Annotated in this window: 14 protein-coding genes, 1 pseudogene and 1 other annotated feature; of the genes and pseudogenes, 13 read left to right on the top strand and 2 right to left on the bottom strand. The window is 47.0% G+C overall.

The window, feature by feature from the left end:
• The first annotated feature begins 78 nt into the window (after positions 1–78).
• From hemB to MHH52_RS23235, 3 genes are all read left to right on the top strand, one after another.
• Positions 79–1,077 (top strand): porphobilinogen synthase, encoded by a 999-nt coding sequence (gene hemB, locus MHH52_RS23245; protein WP_042191201.1) that lies wholly within the window; start codon positions 79–81, stop codon positions 1,075–1,077.
• Positions 1,078–1,170: 93 nt separating this feature from the next.
• Positions 1,171–2,457, top strand: a complete 1,287-nt coding sequence (gene hemL, locus MHH52_RS23240) for a glutamate-1-semialdehyde 2,1-aminomutase (protein WP_340009786.1) — start codon at positions 1,171–1,173, stop codon at positions 2,455–2,457.
• A complete protein-coding gene (locus MHH52_RS23235; RefSeq protein ID WP_340004644.1) occupies positions 2,454–3,389 on the top strand; it encodes an RluA family pseudouridine synthase in 936 nt (311 codons plus the stop codon). Before hemL ends, MHH52_RS23235 begins: the two co-directional genes overlap by 4 nt.
• Positions 3,390–3,541: 152 nt before the next feature.
• Here MHH52_RS23235 and MHH52_RS23230 read toward each other — a convergent pair whose 3' ends face one another.
• Positions 3,542–3,769 (bottom strand): hypothetical protein, encoded by a 228-nt coding sequence (locus MHH52_RS23230; protein WP_340004642.1) that lies wholly within the window; start codon positions 3,767–3,769, stop codon positions 3,542–3,544.
• A gap of 76 nt (positions 3,770–3,845) precedes the next feature.
• Here MHH52_RS23230 and MHH52_RS23225 point away from each other — a divergent pair, with 76 nt between their 5' ends.
• The 6 genes and pseudogenes from MHH52_RS23225 to MHH52_RS23200 all read left to right on the top strand — a co-directional run bounded on the left by MHH52_RS23225 (position 3,846) and on the right by MHH52_RS23200 (position 13,468).
• The gene (locus MHH52_RS23225; protein ID WP_340004641.1) at positions 3,846–5,219 is read left to right on the top strand and encodes a LysM peptidoglycan-binding domain-containing protein; all 1,374 of its coding nucleotides are present in this window, start codon (positions 3,846–3,848) and stop codon (positions 5,217–5,219) included.
• 244 nt (positions 5,220–5,463) lie between these two features.
• Positions 5,464–5,747 (top strand) — a binding site (T-box leader).
• 252 nt (positions 5,748–5,999) lie between these two features.
• Positions 6,000–8,636: a valine--tRNA ligase gene (locus MHH52_RS23220; RefSeq protein WP_340009784.1), complete on the top strand. Its 2,637-nt coding sequence runs from the start codon at positions 6,000–6,002 to the stop codon at positions 8,634–8,636.
• 5 nt (positions 8,637–8,641) lie between these two features.
• Entirely contained in the window at positions 8,642–10,018 is a 1,377-nt protein-coding gene (locus tag MHH52_RS23215) for a folylpolyglutamate synthase/dihydrofolate synthase family protein (RefSeq protein ID WP_340004640.1), read from the top strand.
• A gap of 6 nt (positions 10,019–10,024) precedes the next feature.
• Complete coding sequence (murC, locus tag MHH52_RS23210) at positions 10,025–11,401, top strand: UDP-N-acetylmuramate--L-alanine ligase (RefSeq protein ID WP_340004638.1); 1,377 nt, start codon at positions 10,025–10,027, stop codon at positions 11,399–11,401.
• Between the two features lie 208 nt (positions 11,402–11,609).
• Positions 11,610–11,969: pseudogene (locus tag MHH52_RS23205) on the top strand (GGDEF domain-containing protein); the annotation flags it as partial.
• A 314-nt stretch (positions 11,970–12,283) separates the two neighbouring features.
• A complete protein-coding gene (locus MHH52_RS23200) occupies positions 12,284–13,468 on the top strand; it encodes a glycosyltransferase (protein ID WP_340004636.1) in 1,185 nt (394 codons plus the stop codon).
• Positions 13,469–13,562: 94 nt separating this feature from the next.
• On the opposite strand, the gene MHH52_RS23195 is transcribed toward MHH52_RS23200, so the two are convergent.
• Positions 13,563–14,549, bottom strand: a complete 987-nt coding sequence (locus MHH52_RS23195) for a diaminopimelate dehydrogenase (RefSeq protein WP_340009782.1) — start codon at positions 14,547–14,549, stop codon at positions 13,563–13,565.
• A gap of 215 nt (positions 14,550–14,764) precedes the next feature.
• Between MHH52_RS23195 and MHH52_RS23190 the strand changes: the two genes are divergently transcribed.
• Genes MHH52_RS23190 through MHH52_RS23175 form a run of 4 tightly spaced genes read left to right on the top strand, consistent with a single transcriptional unit; the run spans position 14,765 to position 17,116 of the window.
• On the top strand, positions 14,765–16,000 hold the full coding sequence (locus MHH52_RS23190; RefSeq protein WP_340004635.1) for an SPOR domain-containing protein: 1,236 nt from the start codon (positions 14,765–14,767) through the stop codon (positions 15,998–16,000).
• On the top strand, positions 15,997–16,209 hold the full coding sequence (locus MHH52_RS23185; RefSeq protein ID WP_340004633.1) for a hypothetical protein: 213 nt from the start codon (positions 15,997–15,999) through the stop codon (positions 16,207–16,209). The genes MHH52_RS23190 and MHH52_RS23185 overlap by 4 nt, the downstream gene beginning before the upstream one ends.
• A gap of 30 nt (positions 16,210–16,239) precedes the next feature.
• On the top strand, positions 16,240–16,485 hold the full coding sequence (locus MHH52_RS23180; RefSeq protein ID WP_042191180.1) for a DUF4321 domain-containing protein: 246 nt from the start codon (positions 16,240–16,242) through the stop codon (positions 16,483–16,485).
• A 34-nt stretch (positions 16,486–16,519) separates the two neighbouring features.
• The gene (locus MHH52_RS23175) at positions 16,520–17,116 is read left to right on the top strand and encodes a Maf family protein (RefSeq protein ID WP_313636699.1); all 597 of its coding nucleotides are present in this window, start codon (positions 16,520–16,522) and stop codon (positions 17,114–17,116) included.
• Positions 17,117–17,127: the final 11 nt, after the last annotated feature.

Genomic DNA, 17,127 nt, shown 5'->3' with positions numbered 1-17,127 from the left:
AGTTGTACAAACTACAACTAAGCCGCAGCTAGTTTGCGATTGGTGGTTTTGTATTTTATTTTTCAGGAGGATGAACAAATGAGCTTTCCAATTACACGTCACCGCCGTCTGCGCGGTTCTGCTGGAATTCGCGGTATGGTGCGGGAGACAGTACTGAATGTGCTGGATTTTGTACAGCCTATTTTTGTGACTTATGGAACAGGTGTGAAGAATGAGATTAGCTCGATGCCGGGTGTGTACCATTTTTCGCTGGATACTTTAAAAGCTGAAGTGGACGAGATTGCTGCACTAGGCATCCCGGCTGTGCTGTTGTTCGGGATTCCTGAGACGAAGGATGCTATTGGCTCTTCCGGTTTTGCAGAGGATGGAATTGTGCAAGAGGCTACGCGCTTGATTAAGCAGTGGTACCCCGAGCTGTTGGTCGTTGCAGATACCTGCCTTTGTGAATTTACGGATCACGGACATTGCGGAATGGTGCATACGCATACGGTGAACGGTGTTGTGCATGGTGATGTCATTAACGATGCTTCGCTGGAGTTGCTGACTCGTACGGCGGTATCCCAAGCTAAAGCTGGAGCGGATATTATCGCCCCTTCGAACATGATGGATGGATTCGTACACGCGATTCGTGCTGGGCTCGATGAGAATGGTTTTGAGCATGTGCCGATTATGTCGTATTCGGTCAAATATGCTTCGGCATTTTATGGCCCTTTCCGTGAAGCAGCGGATTCGGCACCACAGTTCGGGAATCGCAAAACGTATCAAATGGACCCTGCCAATCTGCGCGAAGCGCTCCGCGAAGCAGAATCCGATGTGCTGGAAGGCGCGGATATGTTAATGGTAAAGCCTGCTCTGGCTTATCTTGATGTGATTCGTACCATTCGCGATCAGTTCGATCTTCCCCTCGTTGCTTACAATGTGAGTGGTGAATATTCGATGGTAAAAGCAGCGGCGCTACAAGGTTGGATCGACGAGCAAGCCGTTGTGCTGGAAATGCTGACAGGCATGAAACGCGCGGGAGCGGATATTATTATTACTTATTTTGCAAAAGATGCAGCCCGCTGGCTACGTGGTTAATCTCAATCACACCGACATCGCTGCATAAGCAGCTGCCTTATACTTATGTGACCAAGAACAGAACAGGAGTGAAGATAGATGAGTAATGTGCCAATGGCGCGTAAAGAAGAAGCATCCCGCAAGGCTTTTGATGAAGCAAAACAATATATTCCTGGTGGGGTGAATAGCCCTGTGCGGGCGTTCAAATCCGTAGGTCTGACTCCGATTTATGTGGATCATGGAGAAGGCTCGCGTATTTATGATATCGACGGTAACAGCTTTATCGACTATGTGTGCTCATGGGGACCGCTGATTATGGGTCATGCGCATCCTGAGGTTGTAAAGGCATTGCAGGAGACGGCGGTAAAAGGGACAAGCTTTGGCGCACCGACGTTACTCGAAACAGAAATGGCAAAAACAGTTGTCGAACGTGTGGCATCTGTAGATATCGTACGCATGGTTAACTCCGGAACGGAAGCTACGATGAGCGCTATTCGTTTGGCACGTGGTTACACAGGACGCAGCAAAATCCTAAAGTTCGAAGGCTCCTACCACGGCCACGCAGATAGTCTGCTTATTAAGGCGGGTTCTGGTGTGGCTACATTAGGCTTGCCGGATAGTCCGGGCGTTCCCGAAGGCGTTGCAATGAATACAATTACAGTTCCATATAATGATTTGGAGTCCACTCAGGTTGCTTTTGAACGTTTTGGCAGTGAGATTGCCGCAGTGATCGTAGAGCCAATTGCCGGGAACATGGGTGTTGTACCGCCACTTCCAGGCTTCCTAGAAGGACTTCGCAAGTTAACTTCAGATCATGGATCATTGCTTATTTTTGATGAGGTAATGACAGGATTCCGTGTCAACCGTGGCTGTGCTCAAGGTTTGTTCAACATTACTCCGGATATCACTTGCTTCGGCAAAGTCATCGGTGGAGGACTTCCAGTAGGCGCTTATGGCGGCAAAAGAGAGATTATGGAGCAAATCGCTCCTACGGGACCGATCTATCAGGCTGGGACACTTAGTGGTAATCCATTAGCGATGGCAGCAGGATTCACTACGCTGAAGCTGTTGACACCGGAAGTATATGATCGTCTGGAGCAATTAGGTGCGCGTCTGGAAGCAGGGTTGAAAAAGAATTCAATCCAGACTGGTATTCCGCTGACGATTAACCGAGTAGGATCGATGGTCTGTCCATTTTTCACTGAAGGACCTGTAACTAATTTTGAGACGGCTAAGACTAGCGACACGGATCTATTCCGTCGTTACTTTGGTCATATGCTGAGCCAAGGTATTAGCGTGCCGCCTTCACAGTTTGAAGGTATGTTCGTATCTGCTGCGCATAGTGAGCAAGATATTGATGATACCATTGAGGGCCATTATAACGCCCTGAAGGCCCTTTGAGTACCGGAGCCGGAGAACGAACCGGTGGTGGAGCTTGGACTAGACGTGGAGAGTGGCTGGAAGTAACACCCGGCAAAATCATTACTGGAGCCGAGGATGCTGAGGCTGCGATTGACAAGTGGCTGCTGGAAACTGTAGGCATGCCTGAGAAGCTTCATCTGCGTCTGCGCCGCGAGGGGGGCATTCAGTGGAAGGGCGATAGGCTTCGACTGGCGCTATTCCCGGATCGTGAAGCCGGTATTGAACCGGTATGGGAAGAGCTTGAGGTGCTGTATGAGGATGATTTTTGCTTGGTTGCCCACAAACCGGCAGGCATGGCGGTTCATCCTGATGGCAGTGGCTTAGGTGTAACGCTGGATCACCTTGTAGCTGCGCATTATGTCGCTTCTGGAGAAGGTGTGGCTGTGCGCCATATTCACCGGCTGGACAAGGATACAACAGGCCCGGTGATGTATGCGAAGAATGAGTTCGCACAGCTTGTCCTAGACGAGAATATGCGTGAAAAAAGCATCTCGCGGCTATACGCCGCGATCGTAGAAGGTACAGTGCCGCCTACGCTTAAGGTGATCGACGCACCGATAGGGCGCGATCGTCATCATGCGGCGCGGAGACGGGTCTCGCCCGGCGGACAATCCGCCGTGACTCGAATCATCGAGTGCGAGCCCCTGCATGGCGGGAGCCTGGTGCATGTGCAGCTGGAGACCGGCCGGACGCATCAGATTCGCGTCCATCTCAGCCATATGGGTCATCCCTTGTATGGGGATGCGCTATATGGCGGCCCAGTCTGGGCCTCCAGCGCTGCTGGCCGCCATGCGCTTCACGGTAAGTCGTTGTCCTTCTGCCACCCTTGGAGCGGAGAACAGTTGGAAGTCAATGATCCGTGGCCAGAGGATATGCTACAGCTGCGGGAGCTGCTGTCTGAAGCGCCTTGACGGCTATGTCGTAACCCAAAGAACCGTATAATCAGCAAAAGCTGGTTCTACGGTTCTTTTTTACATCTAATTTTCGTAGAGTGAGTAAATTTCTATTTTTTTTCAAAATATAAGAAATTATAAGTTTCACATTATACATTATCCTTATATTTCTACGAGAAACGGTTGTCATCTTTGAAGGACGACAACGTCGTTTTTTCTTGGAAAGAAACATCTATCCATGTTCTAATAGCAAAAGCAGCATATAATACTTTGTTCATGCGGAGCAGGGTATATTTGCACAAGGAGAGTTCGATCATCCCTTTCAGTTCACATTTTTTGCATCCTGTCCGGTTAGTGCTACCAAAGTTGTCATGCCTTCCTGTTTGAAGCATATACATGTGGGGAGTAACATTTTGGGCTTATGCTCTGGGCCTGTCTCAGGGTTAGATTATGCCAAGAAGGAGGACATATCCCGTGTTTGATCAGTCCCACGGCTTGCGGTTTGATATTTATGAACGCATTCACCTATCGGAAGAGCTTCCGGGAATAGCTGAGCTGGAGGAGGTTGAACTACTTCCGGAAATCCAGGTGATTCAGCGGGAGGATCGTGCCGAGTTATATGGTCAGCTGTTGCTTACCGGACTCTACCGGAGTGAGGATGACCGAACCCAGCGTCTGGAGCACGCCATTCCCGTTGAAATCACTGTTCCGCTTACACGCGTCAGCTCGATTGAAGATATTGGGGTGGAGATCGAGAATTTTGATATTGATCTGCTCACGATGCGTACTGTGAATATAACTGGCGTACTATCGCTGCGGGGAATCGGTGGTGCGGAACCTCAACCACAACCGGCCTGGCAGCAGGAAGAGTATACAGTTGCCTATTCCCCTCTCGAAGATGACAGGGTGATAGAAGCATCTGCAGAGAACCAAGAACACGAAAGTGATGCGCTTTATGAAAATTCACAGTGGACCTTTGGTGAGGGTGCATCGGAGGTTGCCGTAGAAGAACATGAGCATGCCGAAGCGAATGCAGGAGCATCAGAGGCCCCACTGGTCTCGAGCGGAGCTGGTTATTCGTCCCCTATAGTTAATTTCTCATCCGCTCATGAGAAGGACAAGGGCGCGAAAGCTCGGACGCATAGTCTGGATTCGCAATCAGAGGATTCCAAAGCAGGAATAGCGGATTACTGGTTTAAAGCTGAGTCACAGAATGAGGAAGCTGAGGTATCTCAGCTGAATCAAGTTAGCCAGGCGAGCGAAGTGGATCAGGAACAAGAAGCTGAATATACTTTTGCCTCTAGAGAGCCCGTTGTTCCAGCAGCTATTGCTGATGCAGACCAAGATATCGCTGTATTCGCTTCAGAAAACGAGGCAAACAATAAGCTTCACGCACAAGAAGAGAATGCTCAGCCGATTAGTGAGAATGCGAACGAAGTCTTTGTTTCTCAGGAGACTGTGCCACAGCCAGAGGAGAAGCAAGATCTTAAGATTGCTCTAGGAAGCAAGAAAGAAGCAGAGGTTCCGGTAAAAGAACATCTCACCTTCTCTTCATTACTCAGCTCTAGTCGTTCCCGTAAAGAACAGGAAGCTCTCCAGTCTGAAGGAAATGCATCTGCTGCAGCGATTATTCCAGAGGCTGGAAATAATACGGAGTGGAAGAGCAGATTCATTACCGGAGCAGATGGCACTAACTTGTTCCGTAAGGTTCGCCTTTGCATCGTGCAGCGTGAAGAAACGCTGGATACGATCGCAGAGAAGTATCAGCTAAGTGCACGGGAACTGGGGATGTATAATCGTTTGTCTGGGCAGAGTGTAGAGGAAGGGCAAGTGTTGTACATTCCGTAATAGAAATGCAATGCTTAGACACATGAATAGGTGAATCCCGATCTGATAGAAGATCGGGATTTTTGTCATGTGACCGTAGAACATTAGAACACTGGGCCTCTACTACAAGCGGCGTGTTGAAATAAATGAAATTTCGGTATAAGTACGCCATAAGTCGAAGTTCAGCGTCAAAGTCCTGCTGTAAAGGCTTATCCAGGTTGACTAGGGATGACTCAAAATGTATTATGGAGTAAGCAATATCTAAGTAAAGACTGGGAACGGGAAGAGTAGGCGGTCAGCCCTTCAGAGAGCGGAATGCAAGTGCTGTGACATTCCGTAGGATACAGCCACCGAAGTCGCCCCGGAGTCGCCCTTCTGAGCTTGTCTTCATAGGTATGAAAGATAAGTTAGGATGTGGCCGGTAGCAGCCGTTATCTGTATGAGTGTCGCGCTAAGCTTCTGAACCGTAGGGTGAGAGAAGTGTAGGTTTATTTTTCATTGGCGCGAAACAAAGGTGGTACCGCGAAAGAATGGCCTTTCGTCCTTTGAGACGAGGGGTCTTTTTGTTTTCTCAAAATATAAGAATGTATAAGTTTCACTCCGTACATCGTTCTTATTTTTTACGAGAAACAGTTGTCATGGGTAAAGAACGAGACAACGTTGTTTCTTATTAAGAAACTACAAGTAACCAAGTGGAGGTATCAGAGAATGGCTGACCAAAACAATCTATCAGGGACAGAGTTGCCGAATCTGCAAGATACAGCGGCAGATGCTGCCGCTGCGAATGACTCTAAGAACGAAATGCCAACAACGTATGATCCGAAATCGGCAGAAACCAAGTGGTATTCCTACTGGACAGAAGGTGGGTATTTCCGTGCAGGCGGGCGTCCAGATGCGAAAGCATATAGCATTGTAATCCCACCACCAAATGTAACGGGAATGCTGCACATTGGGCATGCGCTCGATTTCACGCTTCAGGATATCCTGATTCGTACGAAACGGATGCAGGGCTTCGACACGCTTTGGCTACCGGGTACGGACCATGCCGGTATCGCAACACAGACGAAGGTAGAGCAAAAGCTGCGCGAGCAGGGAATTTCTAGACATGATCTCGGACGTGAGAAGTTTCTAGAGCAGGTGTGGGACTGGAAAGATAAATATGCCAACACCATTCATGAACAGTGGGCTAAAATGGGGCTTTCCCTTGACTATTCCCGCGAACGTTTTACCTTGGATGAAGGTTTGTCGAAAGCTGTACGCGAGGTATTCGTTAAGCTCTACAATAAAGGCTTGATCTACCGCGGCAAACGCATTATTAACTGGGACCCTGCTGCCCGCACGGCATTGTCGGATATCGAGGTTGAATATAAGGAAGTTAACGGACACTTGTATCACCTGCGTTACCCGCTCAAAGACGGTAGCGGATTTATTACAGTAGCGACTACACGTCCGGAGACGATGCTGGGCGATACGGCGGTTGCTGTTCATCCGGAAGACGATCGTTATAAAGATCTGATCGGCAAAACGTTGATCCTGCCGATTATCGGTCGTGAGATTCCAATTATCGCTGATGATTATGTAGACAAAGAGTTTGGTAGTGGTGCAGTTAAGATTACTCCGGCTCATGACCCGAATGACTTCGAGATGGGTCAACGTCACAACTTACCGCAGATCAACGTAATGGATGAGAGCGGTACGATGAATGAGGAAGCAGGACCTTACCAAGGTCAAGACCGGAGTGTATGCCGTAAGGCTATCACGGCTGACCTGAAGGAACAAGGTGTACTGATCTCTATTGAAGATCATGTGCATCAAGTGGGACACAGCGAACGCTCTGGAGCCGTTGTTGAGCCATACTTGTCCACACAATGGTTCGTGAAGATGCAGCCCCTCGCCGAAGCTGCGATCAATGCACAGAAGGATGGTAACGGGGTTAACTTTGTACCGGACCGTTTCGAGAGAACTTACCTGAATTGGATCGAGAACGTACGCGATTGGTGTATTTCCCGCCAGCTGTGGTGGGGACATCGTATTCCAGCTTGGTATTCCGAGTCTACTGGTGAAGTGGTTGTGGCGAATGACGAGGAAGAAGCGCGCCGGATCAGCGGCTTAACTGATTTGAAACAGGACGAGGATGTACTGGATACTTGGTTCAGCTCCAATCTGTGGCCGTTCGCCACTCTAGGGTGGCCGGATGAGAACAGTGCAGATTTCAAACGCTACTATCCGAACGATGTGCTCGTAACGGGCTACGATATTATTTATTTCTGGGTAGCGCGGATGATCTTCTCAGCCCTCGAATTTACCGGAGAGAAACCATTCTCCGATGTATTGATGCATGGATTAGTACGGGATTCCGAAGGCCAAAAAATGTCCAAGTCGCTCGGAAACGGCGTAGACCCGCTTGAAGTCATCGAGAAGTATGGCGCAGATGCAATGCGCTACATGATTTCTACCGGAAGCACAGCTGGACAGGATCTGCGTTTCCGCTGGGAAAAGGTTGAGCAGGCGCGTAATTTTGCCAATAAGATCTGGAATGCGTCACGCTTTGCCCTCATGAATTTGGAAGGTGTAAGCTTTGAGAATATTGACATTACTGGTGAGTTAAGTACTGCTGATCGCTGGATTCTGCACCGTCTGAACGAAACTTCTCGTGAAATTACGCGTCTAATTGACTCGTACGAGTTCGGTGAGACCGGCCGCCAATTGTACAATTTCATCTGGGACGATCTGTGTGACTGGTATATTGAGTTCGCGAAGCTGTCACTTTACGGATCAGACGTCGCAGCCAAAGCTAAGACACAGTCTGTACTTGCCTATGTACTAGATCGCACAATGCGTCTGATTCATCCGTTTATGCCGTTTATTTCGGAAGAAATCTGGCAGCACCTGCCACATGAAGGGGAGACGATTACCCTGGCTGCATGGCCAGAGTATGATGCTGCTCTGGAGAACCCGCAGGCGGTAGCGGAAATGAACCTGTTGATGGATGTAATCCGGGCCGTTCGTAATATCCGTGCTGAAGTGAATGTACCGATGAGCAAAAAGGTTGAATTGATCATCAAAGCGGGTAATGAAGAGACGCTGAGTATTATCACTCGTAACGACAACTATATTGGACGCTTCTGCAATACGTCTTCTTTCGAAGCTGGCCTGAATCCGGAAACGCCGGATAAGGTAATGTCCGCTGTAGTAACAGGAGCAGAACTGCTTCTGCCATTGTCGGGACTCATTGATATTGAACAAGAAATCGCTCGTCTGGAAAAAGAAGTACAGACGCTGAACAGCGAAGTAGAACGCGTAGAGAAAAAGTTGAGCAATCAAGGCTTCGTGGCCAAGGCTCCTGCTAAAGTTATCGAAGAGGAACGGGCGAAGCAGGCAGATTATTCTGCTAAACGTGAGAAAGTACTTGCCCGCATCGCAGAGCTGAGAGGATAAGAGACATGGATGACCTAAATCGGGGCGGAAACACCGCCCCTCTTGCGACATACACCGAAGCGGTTGATTGGATCAAGAGCCTAATCCCTTTTGGGATCCGGCCAGGTTTAGATAGAATTGAGATGTTGATGGACAAGCTGGGAAATCCGCACCGTCGACTGAAATTTATTCATGTGGCGGGTACGAACGGCAAAGGTTCTACTTGTGCTTTTTTATCTAGTGCACTTATTCAAAGCGGCTATTCTGTTGGCACCTTTACGTCTCCGTATATTACAAAGTTCACAAACAGGTTCCAATTTAATAATACGGACATCTCTGAAGAAACTCTTATCGAGCTTGTTAACCAACTACGCCCATTGGTCCAAGAAATTGCGGAAACGGAGTTTGGCTCACCTACGATGTTCGAGGTAACTACAGCTGTGGCCATTCTATTTTTTGCGGGCGTCTCTTGTCCTGATGTTGTCGTATGGGAGACCGGGCTTGGGGGAAGGCTGGATGTAACGAATATCGTTACTCCGATTGTTTCTGTGATTACTAATGTCGGTCATGATCACATGGATATTTTGGGAGATACGCTAGAAAAGATAGCAATGGAGAAAGCCGGAATTATCAAGCAAGGTGTTCCTGTTGTTAGCTGCGTAACTCAGCCTGAAGTCGTGGCGGTTCTGAAAGAGAAAGCAGCGACTTGCCGCTCTACTCTCTATCTTGCGGGAGAAGATTTTAGTTATGAAGCTAGTGGAATCCGTGAGGGCGTGCAGACTTTTCATTTTAAGGGTCCCTTCCGTTCGCTTGAAGCTCAGATCGTAATGAAAGGCGAGCACCAGATTAGCAACGCGGCAGGAGCCATGATGGTACTTGAGGTTCTGCGCCAGTATATGGCCTTTATGCTTGAGGATGAAGATGTTCTTGAAGGTTTGCGACATGCATTCTGGGCTGGAAGGCTGGAAGAGGTAAGTACGTCTCCAAGGATTGTACTGGACGGAGCACATAATCCGGAAGGCGCGGAGAGTCTTGCTAAAAGTCTGCCTCAGCTCTATCAATATGGTAAATTAAATTTACTTATGGGAATGCTGTCAAATAAGCATCATGAATCCTACTTTAAGCATATACTGCCTATAGTGGATACGCTCATCCTGACCGAACCGGATTTCCAGAACAAAATGGACGCGGAGAATCTGAAGGTTATCGCAGAAAGTTTGCGGGAGAAATATGCCAAGGAGAACTTGGCAATCATAATAGAACATAATTGGGGAAAAGCGCTGCAGCTACTGAAGTCGATTACAGCGGAGGATGACCTTGCCGTCGTATCTGGTACGCTGTATTTAATCTCTGACGTACGCGGTACACTTTTGCAGCAACCCGATACTGAAAAAGGCTGGTGACGACTGTTGGATACTACTGAACGTGTGCATTTTATAGGGATCGGCGGCTACGGTATGAGCGCGATTGCCCGAGTAATGCTAGAAATGGGATATACAGTTACGGGCTCCGATGTGGCTGCCCAAGAATTAACGGATAAATTGATTGCCAAAGGTGCCAAAATTTATATTGGGCATACGGCGGAACAAGTAAAAGGTGCGGATCTAGTCGTATACTCTACGGCTTTGTCTAGCGATAATGTGGAATGGGTGGAAGCAGAGCGTCTTAAGATTCCGATTCTACATCGCTCACAAATGCTGGCTCGTTTATTGAACGAACGTAAAGGGGTAGCCGTTGCCGGAGCGCATGGTAAAACAACCACCTCCTCCATGATTGCACTTGTGATGGAAGAGTGTGAAGTGGACCCTACGTATATTATCGGCGGAGAGATTATGAACGTCGGCACGAATGCTAAGGCAGGACAAGGCGACTATGTAGTTGCAGAAGCGGATGAGAGCGATGGCTCTTTCTTGCACTACCATCCTTGGCTTGGAATTGTTACGAATGTGGAAGCAGATCACCTGGAGAATTACGGCGGAGATTTTAACCGTCTCAAGGCTGCTTACGTACAATTTATGAACCAGACCCGTGAAGATGGCACTGCAATTGTGTGTGCAGATGACGAAAACGTGATTTCTTTATTGCCTGAAGTGTCAGGTAAGGTGATTACTTACGGCATTAAGTCGAAGACTGCAGATTATATTGCCACTGATATTGTTCTGGGCGATCGTCAGGTATCTTATACGATGAACCATAATGGAGAAGTACTTGGACGTATTGAACTTTCAGTTCCCGGACAGTACAATCTTTATAATTCAATGGCTGCGGTAATCGCTTGTTTGAAATCAGGGATCTCCTTTGAAAAGATCGCTGAAGCGATTGTGAAATTCCACGGTGCGAAGCGCCGTTTTCAAGTGCTCGGAGAAGTCGATGACATTCTGGTCATCGATGATTATGCGCATCACCCAACTGAAATTCAAGCGACAATCAGTGCTGCTAAGGCAACGGGAAAACGGATTATTGCCGTATTCCAGCCTCAGCGGTATACACGTACGTTCTTCCTGTTAGATGCTTTCAGCCGCGCCTTTAGCGAAGCAGATGAAGTAATCATTACCGACATCTACTCTCCTGCAGGTGAGAAGCAGATTGAGGGTGTTACATCCGCGAAGCTGGTTGAGCTTATTGTGCAGAACAGTAATGCTGGCGCAAGACATCTTCCAACCAAAGAAGATGTGCTTGCTGATCTGACACCTCGTATTGCCCCAGGCGACCTCGTGATTACGATGGGCGCAGGCGATATCTGGAAGGTCGGATACGCACTGGCTGACGGTTTGAAGAAGCATTAATACAATGCAGATCGAGGCCAATCCGAGAATATTCATATTCTCTCTTCAATAGCACTTCCCCCAAGTTTCGTTCAGATAATCTATGTGTTTATCTGAAGGAGCTTAGGGGGAAGTGTTTTTTTGTATGGTAGAGCATTTGCCGATATCGTCATAGAATGCTATAGTGCTGTCAGTAGAGGATTAACTTTTTTCCTGATACGGGCATAATACGGGAGACCAAGTACTGAGAGATCTGACATATAAAATAGAGCAACAACTTGGCCATAGTGATCTGATCGGAAGATTTGGTGGAGAAGAGTTCGCAGTGCTCCTGCATAGCGCCGATGAAAAAAGTAGTGATCTTATTGCTGAAGGAATGCGCGAAGCCGTTATAGGATCAATTATTCATGGCATACCGCTACATTACACAATCAGCATTGGAGTCATCACGATAGAATCGGGCGAACTTTTTTCTCTGAACAATCTCTACAAGCTTTGTGATAATGCATTGTATCAGGCTAAGAAAAAGGGTCGGAACTGCGTCGTTAGAAGCTACGAAAATATTGAAGTGTCGTCCTTTCGTCAGTAGACGAGGATGGCACTTTTTTGTTTGCATAACGAATAGTACATAATACCTAACGATCATGGATTTTATGTATAAAAAAATTCATGATCATGTATAACTGGAAAAAGAGTTTTTTGGATTCAATTATCAGAAAAATGGCGATTTATAAAGGTTTGTCGCAATGATTTTCGAATGAAGTATGAAAACACATAAAAAATTTAAAGGTTCCCCTATAAATCGACAAAAATTTTATATGAAATGAGTTACTATTGAACTGCATCTAAAGTTGCAGTGATAGAAAGAGTGGATTTATTACAAATATACAAGGAGCCAGAGTCATGCGAGAAAGAATGCTGTTCCTATCAGCCCAGAATCAAAGCGCAGAGGATCTAGAAGGAGAAATGAGAACAGGGAGTATTCTCGAGATTTTGCTTGGAAAATTTGATATTGATTTACTGACGTATGCCAGTACCCACAAGGATATGTCTACAATTGATGGGACTGCACTAACGGTTCATTACATAAATGGGAACATTGCCTCATGGAGGTCCGTGCTGCGTCCCTTACATAAAATGCGGAATTTCACTAATCGGAGTCATGCTGATAAAGACATGAAGAGCATCATTATGGAACTTTGTAGATCGAATAATTACAGACATATATTTATATCACATAGCTTGCTGGGGAATTGCATTGATATGGTTCGTAATCTGCTTCCTGATGCAAGTGTTATTACAGATACGTATCGTTTTGAGAGCGGGTTTGCCGTTGGAAAAGAAAATGGGAAGCCGAGCAACATTAATCCTTATCATAAACTAAATGAGGCTTTGGTTCGGCGAAATAAGCGGAGACTAATGAATAAAACGGGTGTACTCTTGGCAACCTCGGAATGGGATGCCCTTTCATTCAAATCTCTATCCTTTGCGGATGCTCGTAAGGTCCATGTCGTTCCTCATTTCATAAAAATGAACGAATACAATGCTTTTACTGAGCCTGTAGCGAAAGAAAATTCAATGGTTCTGCACTGGAATATGAACACCAGACAAGGAATTAAAGCCGCTCAAAGCTTCTTTAAGAAGAGCTACCCATTGATTAAGGAACAAGTGCCTGATATCAAGTGTTACATCACCAGTCAAGAGGTTCATCCGGAAGTGATGACGCTCGTAAGGGAGGATGTATCGGTAGTTATCACTGGACCTTTGAAACCATCTGCAGATTATATACGTCGAGCTAAAGCGGTTCTAGTGCCTATCCGTGAAGGCTGCGAAGTCTCCAGGAACATTCTGGAATCATGGGCTCTCAAAACACCGGTGGTTACTAGTTCTACAATATGCGAGCGATTGAACTGTGAGCATAACCGAAATATTTTGCTTGCTAATACCTCTGTTGATGTTGTTGCTAGTGTAATAACACTACTAAAGAATCCTGAAATGGCTACTATTATTGCTGATCGGGCGCATCGCACGTTGTTGAAGGATTACGAAGTGAATTATGTAAAGAGTAAGATTCTTAGTCTGGTATAAAAGGTATGCCCGAGAAGGCTCTACCTGCTATAAATAAAATAACCCGCGAGGACGGTTCACGGTCCTACGCGGGTTATTTTATTCTTGTATGATTTTACAGCAGGTTACGGCGCAATTCTCCTGGAGATTTCGGAGACAGCATTCCAAGGGGAATATCGAATACTGTACGAGCTCCGCTCTGTCCTTCTTGACTCATACGCTGAGCGGCTCTGGCATATGCCACGAGAACACTAGCTGTAAATTCTGGATTGCTCTCCAGCTTCAGGCCGAATTCAACAATCTGCTTCGTGCCTTCCCCTGTTACACCGCTACGAATAACAAATCCGCCATGCGGAATGCCACTATGTTCAGCAGCTAGTTCTTCTTCAGAGATGAAGGTAACCGTAGTATCATAATCGGCAAAATAGTTCGGCATAGTTACGATTTCTTCGCGAATACGCGCCTCGTCTGCACCTGCCTCAGCAACTACAAAACACTCTCTAAGATGCTTCTCACGAGTGGTAAGCTCTGGAGTTTCTCCAGCGCGAATGGCATCAATAACCTCTTGTACTGGAACGGTATATTGTACACCAGCCTTAACGCCATCCACTCTGCGAATCGCATCGGAGTGGCCTTGGCTGACTCCTTTGCCCCAGAAGGTATATTCTTTACCTTGCGGAAGAATCGCTTCAGCCAGCAGGCGGTTCATTGAGAATAGACCTGGATCCCAGCCAGTGGAAATTACGCTGAGCGTTCCACCTTGTTTAGCTGCGGCATCAACGGCTTCGTAGAATTCAGGGATTTTGGCATGAGTGTCAAAGCTGTCCACGGTATTAAACATCCGGGCAATGGCTGGCGTTTGTTCTGGCAGATCGGTAGCCGATCCTCCGCATAGAATCATAACATCCACTTTTTCCTTATATTGTTCGACGGCAGAGATGTGCTCGAACTTCACACCGGCTTCTCCGGCTTCCAGTTGTCCAGGTTCTCTGCGCGTAAAGATCGCAACTAGCTCGATATCTTCACTTTGGTTAATAGCTTTACGTACACCTTTACCTAAATTACCGTAGCCCACAATAGCTGCTTGAATTTTTTGTTTCAGAAAAAGCCCTCCTAATCAGTAGTGAACTAAAGCCCATTCCTAGTTTCCCTAGTATAGTGTAGGCTTTTAGCTCTTTTTATATAGTATATAAAAGTTACATGTAATGTAAACTGAATCTGCATAATCTTTCACTATTCCTATAGCTTAAAAATAGCATATCTCTCTATTGTCTATCATATATTTACTTATAGATTAGATGAGGTGAGGTGTAACTGTTGAATAACGGAAGAATGACATTCCGATTTGACGTGAACAAGGACGAGCCTAAACCAAAGCCTAAGGTGGTGGAGCGCTGGTCAAATGGCGGACTAGGCACAGCTGAGGAGTATGCTGAGGAACTGCGACAAGAGGTAGGCCCAGCACAGCAAACATGGATTTATGAGCCGGATTTTCGTTCTACGCGTGAGGCACCACCGGAAGATTCCTACGACTATTACTCGGGAACTGTAGATCCACGTCAGGAAGAATGGGACGAACGGGATAAAGATTTTCGATATACACAGCAATCGTATCTTCTTTCAGATATGGTTTCAGATAGCAGAGATAAATTAGAGAATATATCCACTGGCAGTTACGGAGGTTCCTATCATACCCGGCGTCCTTCTTATTGGTGGAAGTTAGCTCTTTCTGTTACGGGAGCCATCGGTACAGGCCTGCTGCTTGGATATGCTGCACTTTCCTTTTTTTATGGAGGGAATATGGAGAGTAGTTCTGGAAATGGGATTGCGGACACGATGGCTACTTCAGAGCAGACTAGTGGAACTAAAGATCCGGCTGGTGTTGGTACATCGGGATTGCCGGTTACAGGGACTGAAAATGCCGGGAAGAATAGTATCCCTGTTCAAGTAGCCGCGCAAAGCTATTATCTGCTGCAGTACGGAGTATTCAGTACGCCCGCAGGTGCCGAACAGGCTCGTCAAGAGCTGTTAACCGCAGGCTTGGCTGCGGGTTTGGACCCTGCTGACGGCAATCGTGTGTATGCTGGAATGTCATCAGACCGTGAACAGGCCAAGCTGCTAAGCAGCGGTCTAAAGAATCAAGGGATTGAGTTGTATGTGAGAGAGGTGGCACTTCCCGGGGCAGAACGGCTTGTCTATTCCGGAAATGCAGAGGCTGTGAAGAACTATTTCTCTGTGAGTGGGCAACTGCTTAGTGAACTAAGCAGTCAATCCGCTTCTTTATTAAGCGCTGGTCAAACGGGTACGGCAGCAAATACCTCCGCTGTGAGTGATCTTCATTTGCAATGGAGTGAAGCCGTCAAAGTGATGGAGCAAGGCGTATCTCCAGAAGCAAAGAGCATTTGTGCAGCGCTAGAGAAATCTATGAGCCAAGGAATTTCAGCATGGAGTGAATATAACAAGAACAAGGCGCAGGGCCTCCTTTGGGAAGTGCAAGAATCGATGTTGAGCTTCTTGACTAGCCAGAAACAGCTGCTATCTGCAATGAATTGAATGATAGACAGGTGATTGAAAAGACAGCAAGCCTCCTATTTTGGGGGCTTGCTGTTTGGCGCGATAGAGGAAATTATCCCTATATAACATTAACTATAATTGATACAGAGGGCGGTATCGCTCCGCAACTTTTAGTGCAAATGGTGGTAAACATTACCGTAAGGGATTTTACGTTTGTATTGATCACAATTTCACCGTATAATAATTAGGGTGTCAAAAAATGGCGAGGGAAGACTGAGATGAAGAAGAAAAATGTAGGAACACTGCTGTTATTTCTAATTCTAGGCTGGCTGGCTGGAGCCTGGATCGCCAAGCTACTGCAGCCGGTAAAGGCTCTTTCTTTTCTAACAACATCGACTGTGCTTAAGTGGTCTCCGCGAGCCGATTTGGATATCATAACCTATGACATCACTATTCATTTGAAATTGTGCATGCTAAGTCTCGTCGGTATTATTACAGCTGTATGGCTGTACCGAAGACTGTAACTCTCGTTACTGATCAAGAAGGGACGTTTACAACGTGGACAACTCACAACTCATTATTTTAGCCTCAGGTTCACCGCGTCGACGAGAGCTTTTGTCTTTACTGGGCTTGCCTTTTGAGGTTATTACCAGCGAAGCTGACGAGAGCACACCACCGGACTTTACACCGGAGCAGATCGTGCGCAGTCTGGCTTTGCGTAAAGCAGAGGCCGTAGTAGCTGCAGCAGGAGAGCGTAACGCAGTAATCGTCGGAAGTGACACGATTGTTGTGCTAGATAATACTGTGCTAGGCAAACCGGTGGACGAGCTGGACAGCAAAACGATGCTTACTAGACTTCAGGGCCGGAATCATAAGGTATATACTGGTGTCGCCTGTATCGGGCTTCCGCAAGGGAAGACTATAGTGGAGCACCGTGTTACTTCCGTAACGATGAGAGCAATGACTGACGAAGAAATTGCTGCTTATATAGCTACGGGAGAGCCCGCTGATAAGGCTGGCTCTTATGCGATACAAGGGCTTGGCTCCATCTTGGTGGAACGAATTGAAGGCTGTTATTTCAATGTTGTCGGATTGCCGCTGTCGCTTCTTGGCGAGATGCTGTCCGAGTTCGGTATAACTGTATTGAACCGGTAGGAAGCTTGGGA

It is taken from the genome of Paenibacillus sp. FSL K6-0276 (assembly GCF_037977235.1).
In the GTDB taxonomy this organism is placed as follows: domain Bacteria; phylum Bacillota; class Bacilli; order Paenibacillales; family Paenibacillaceae; genus Paenibacillus_AQ.
The sequence above is the reverse complement of the archived record's forward strand: the minus strand, read 5'-3'. Positions and strand labels throughout refer to the sequence as shown.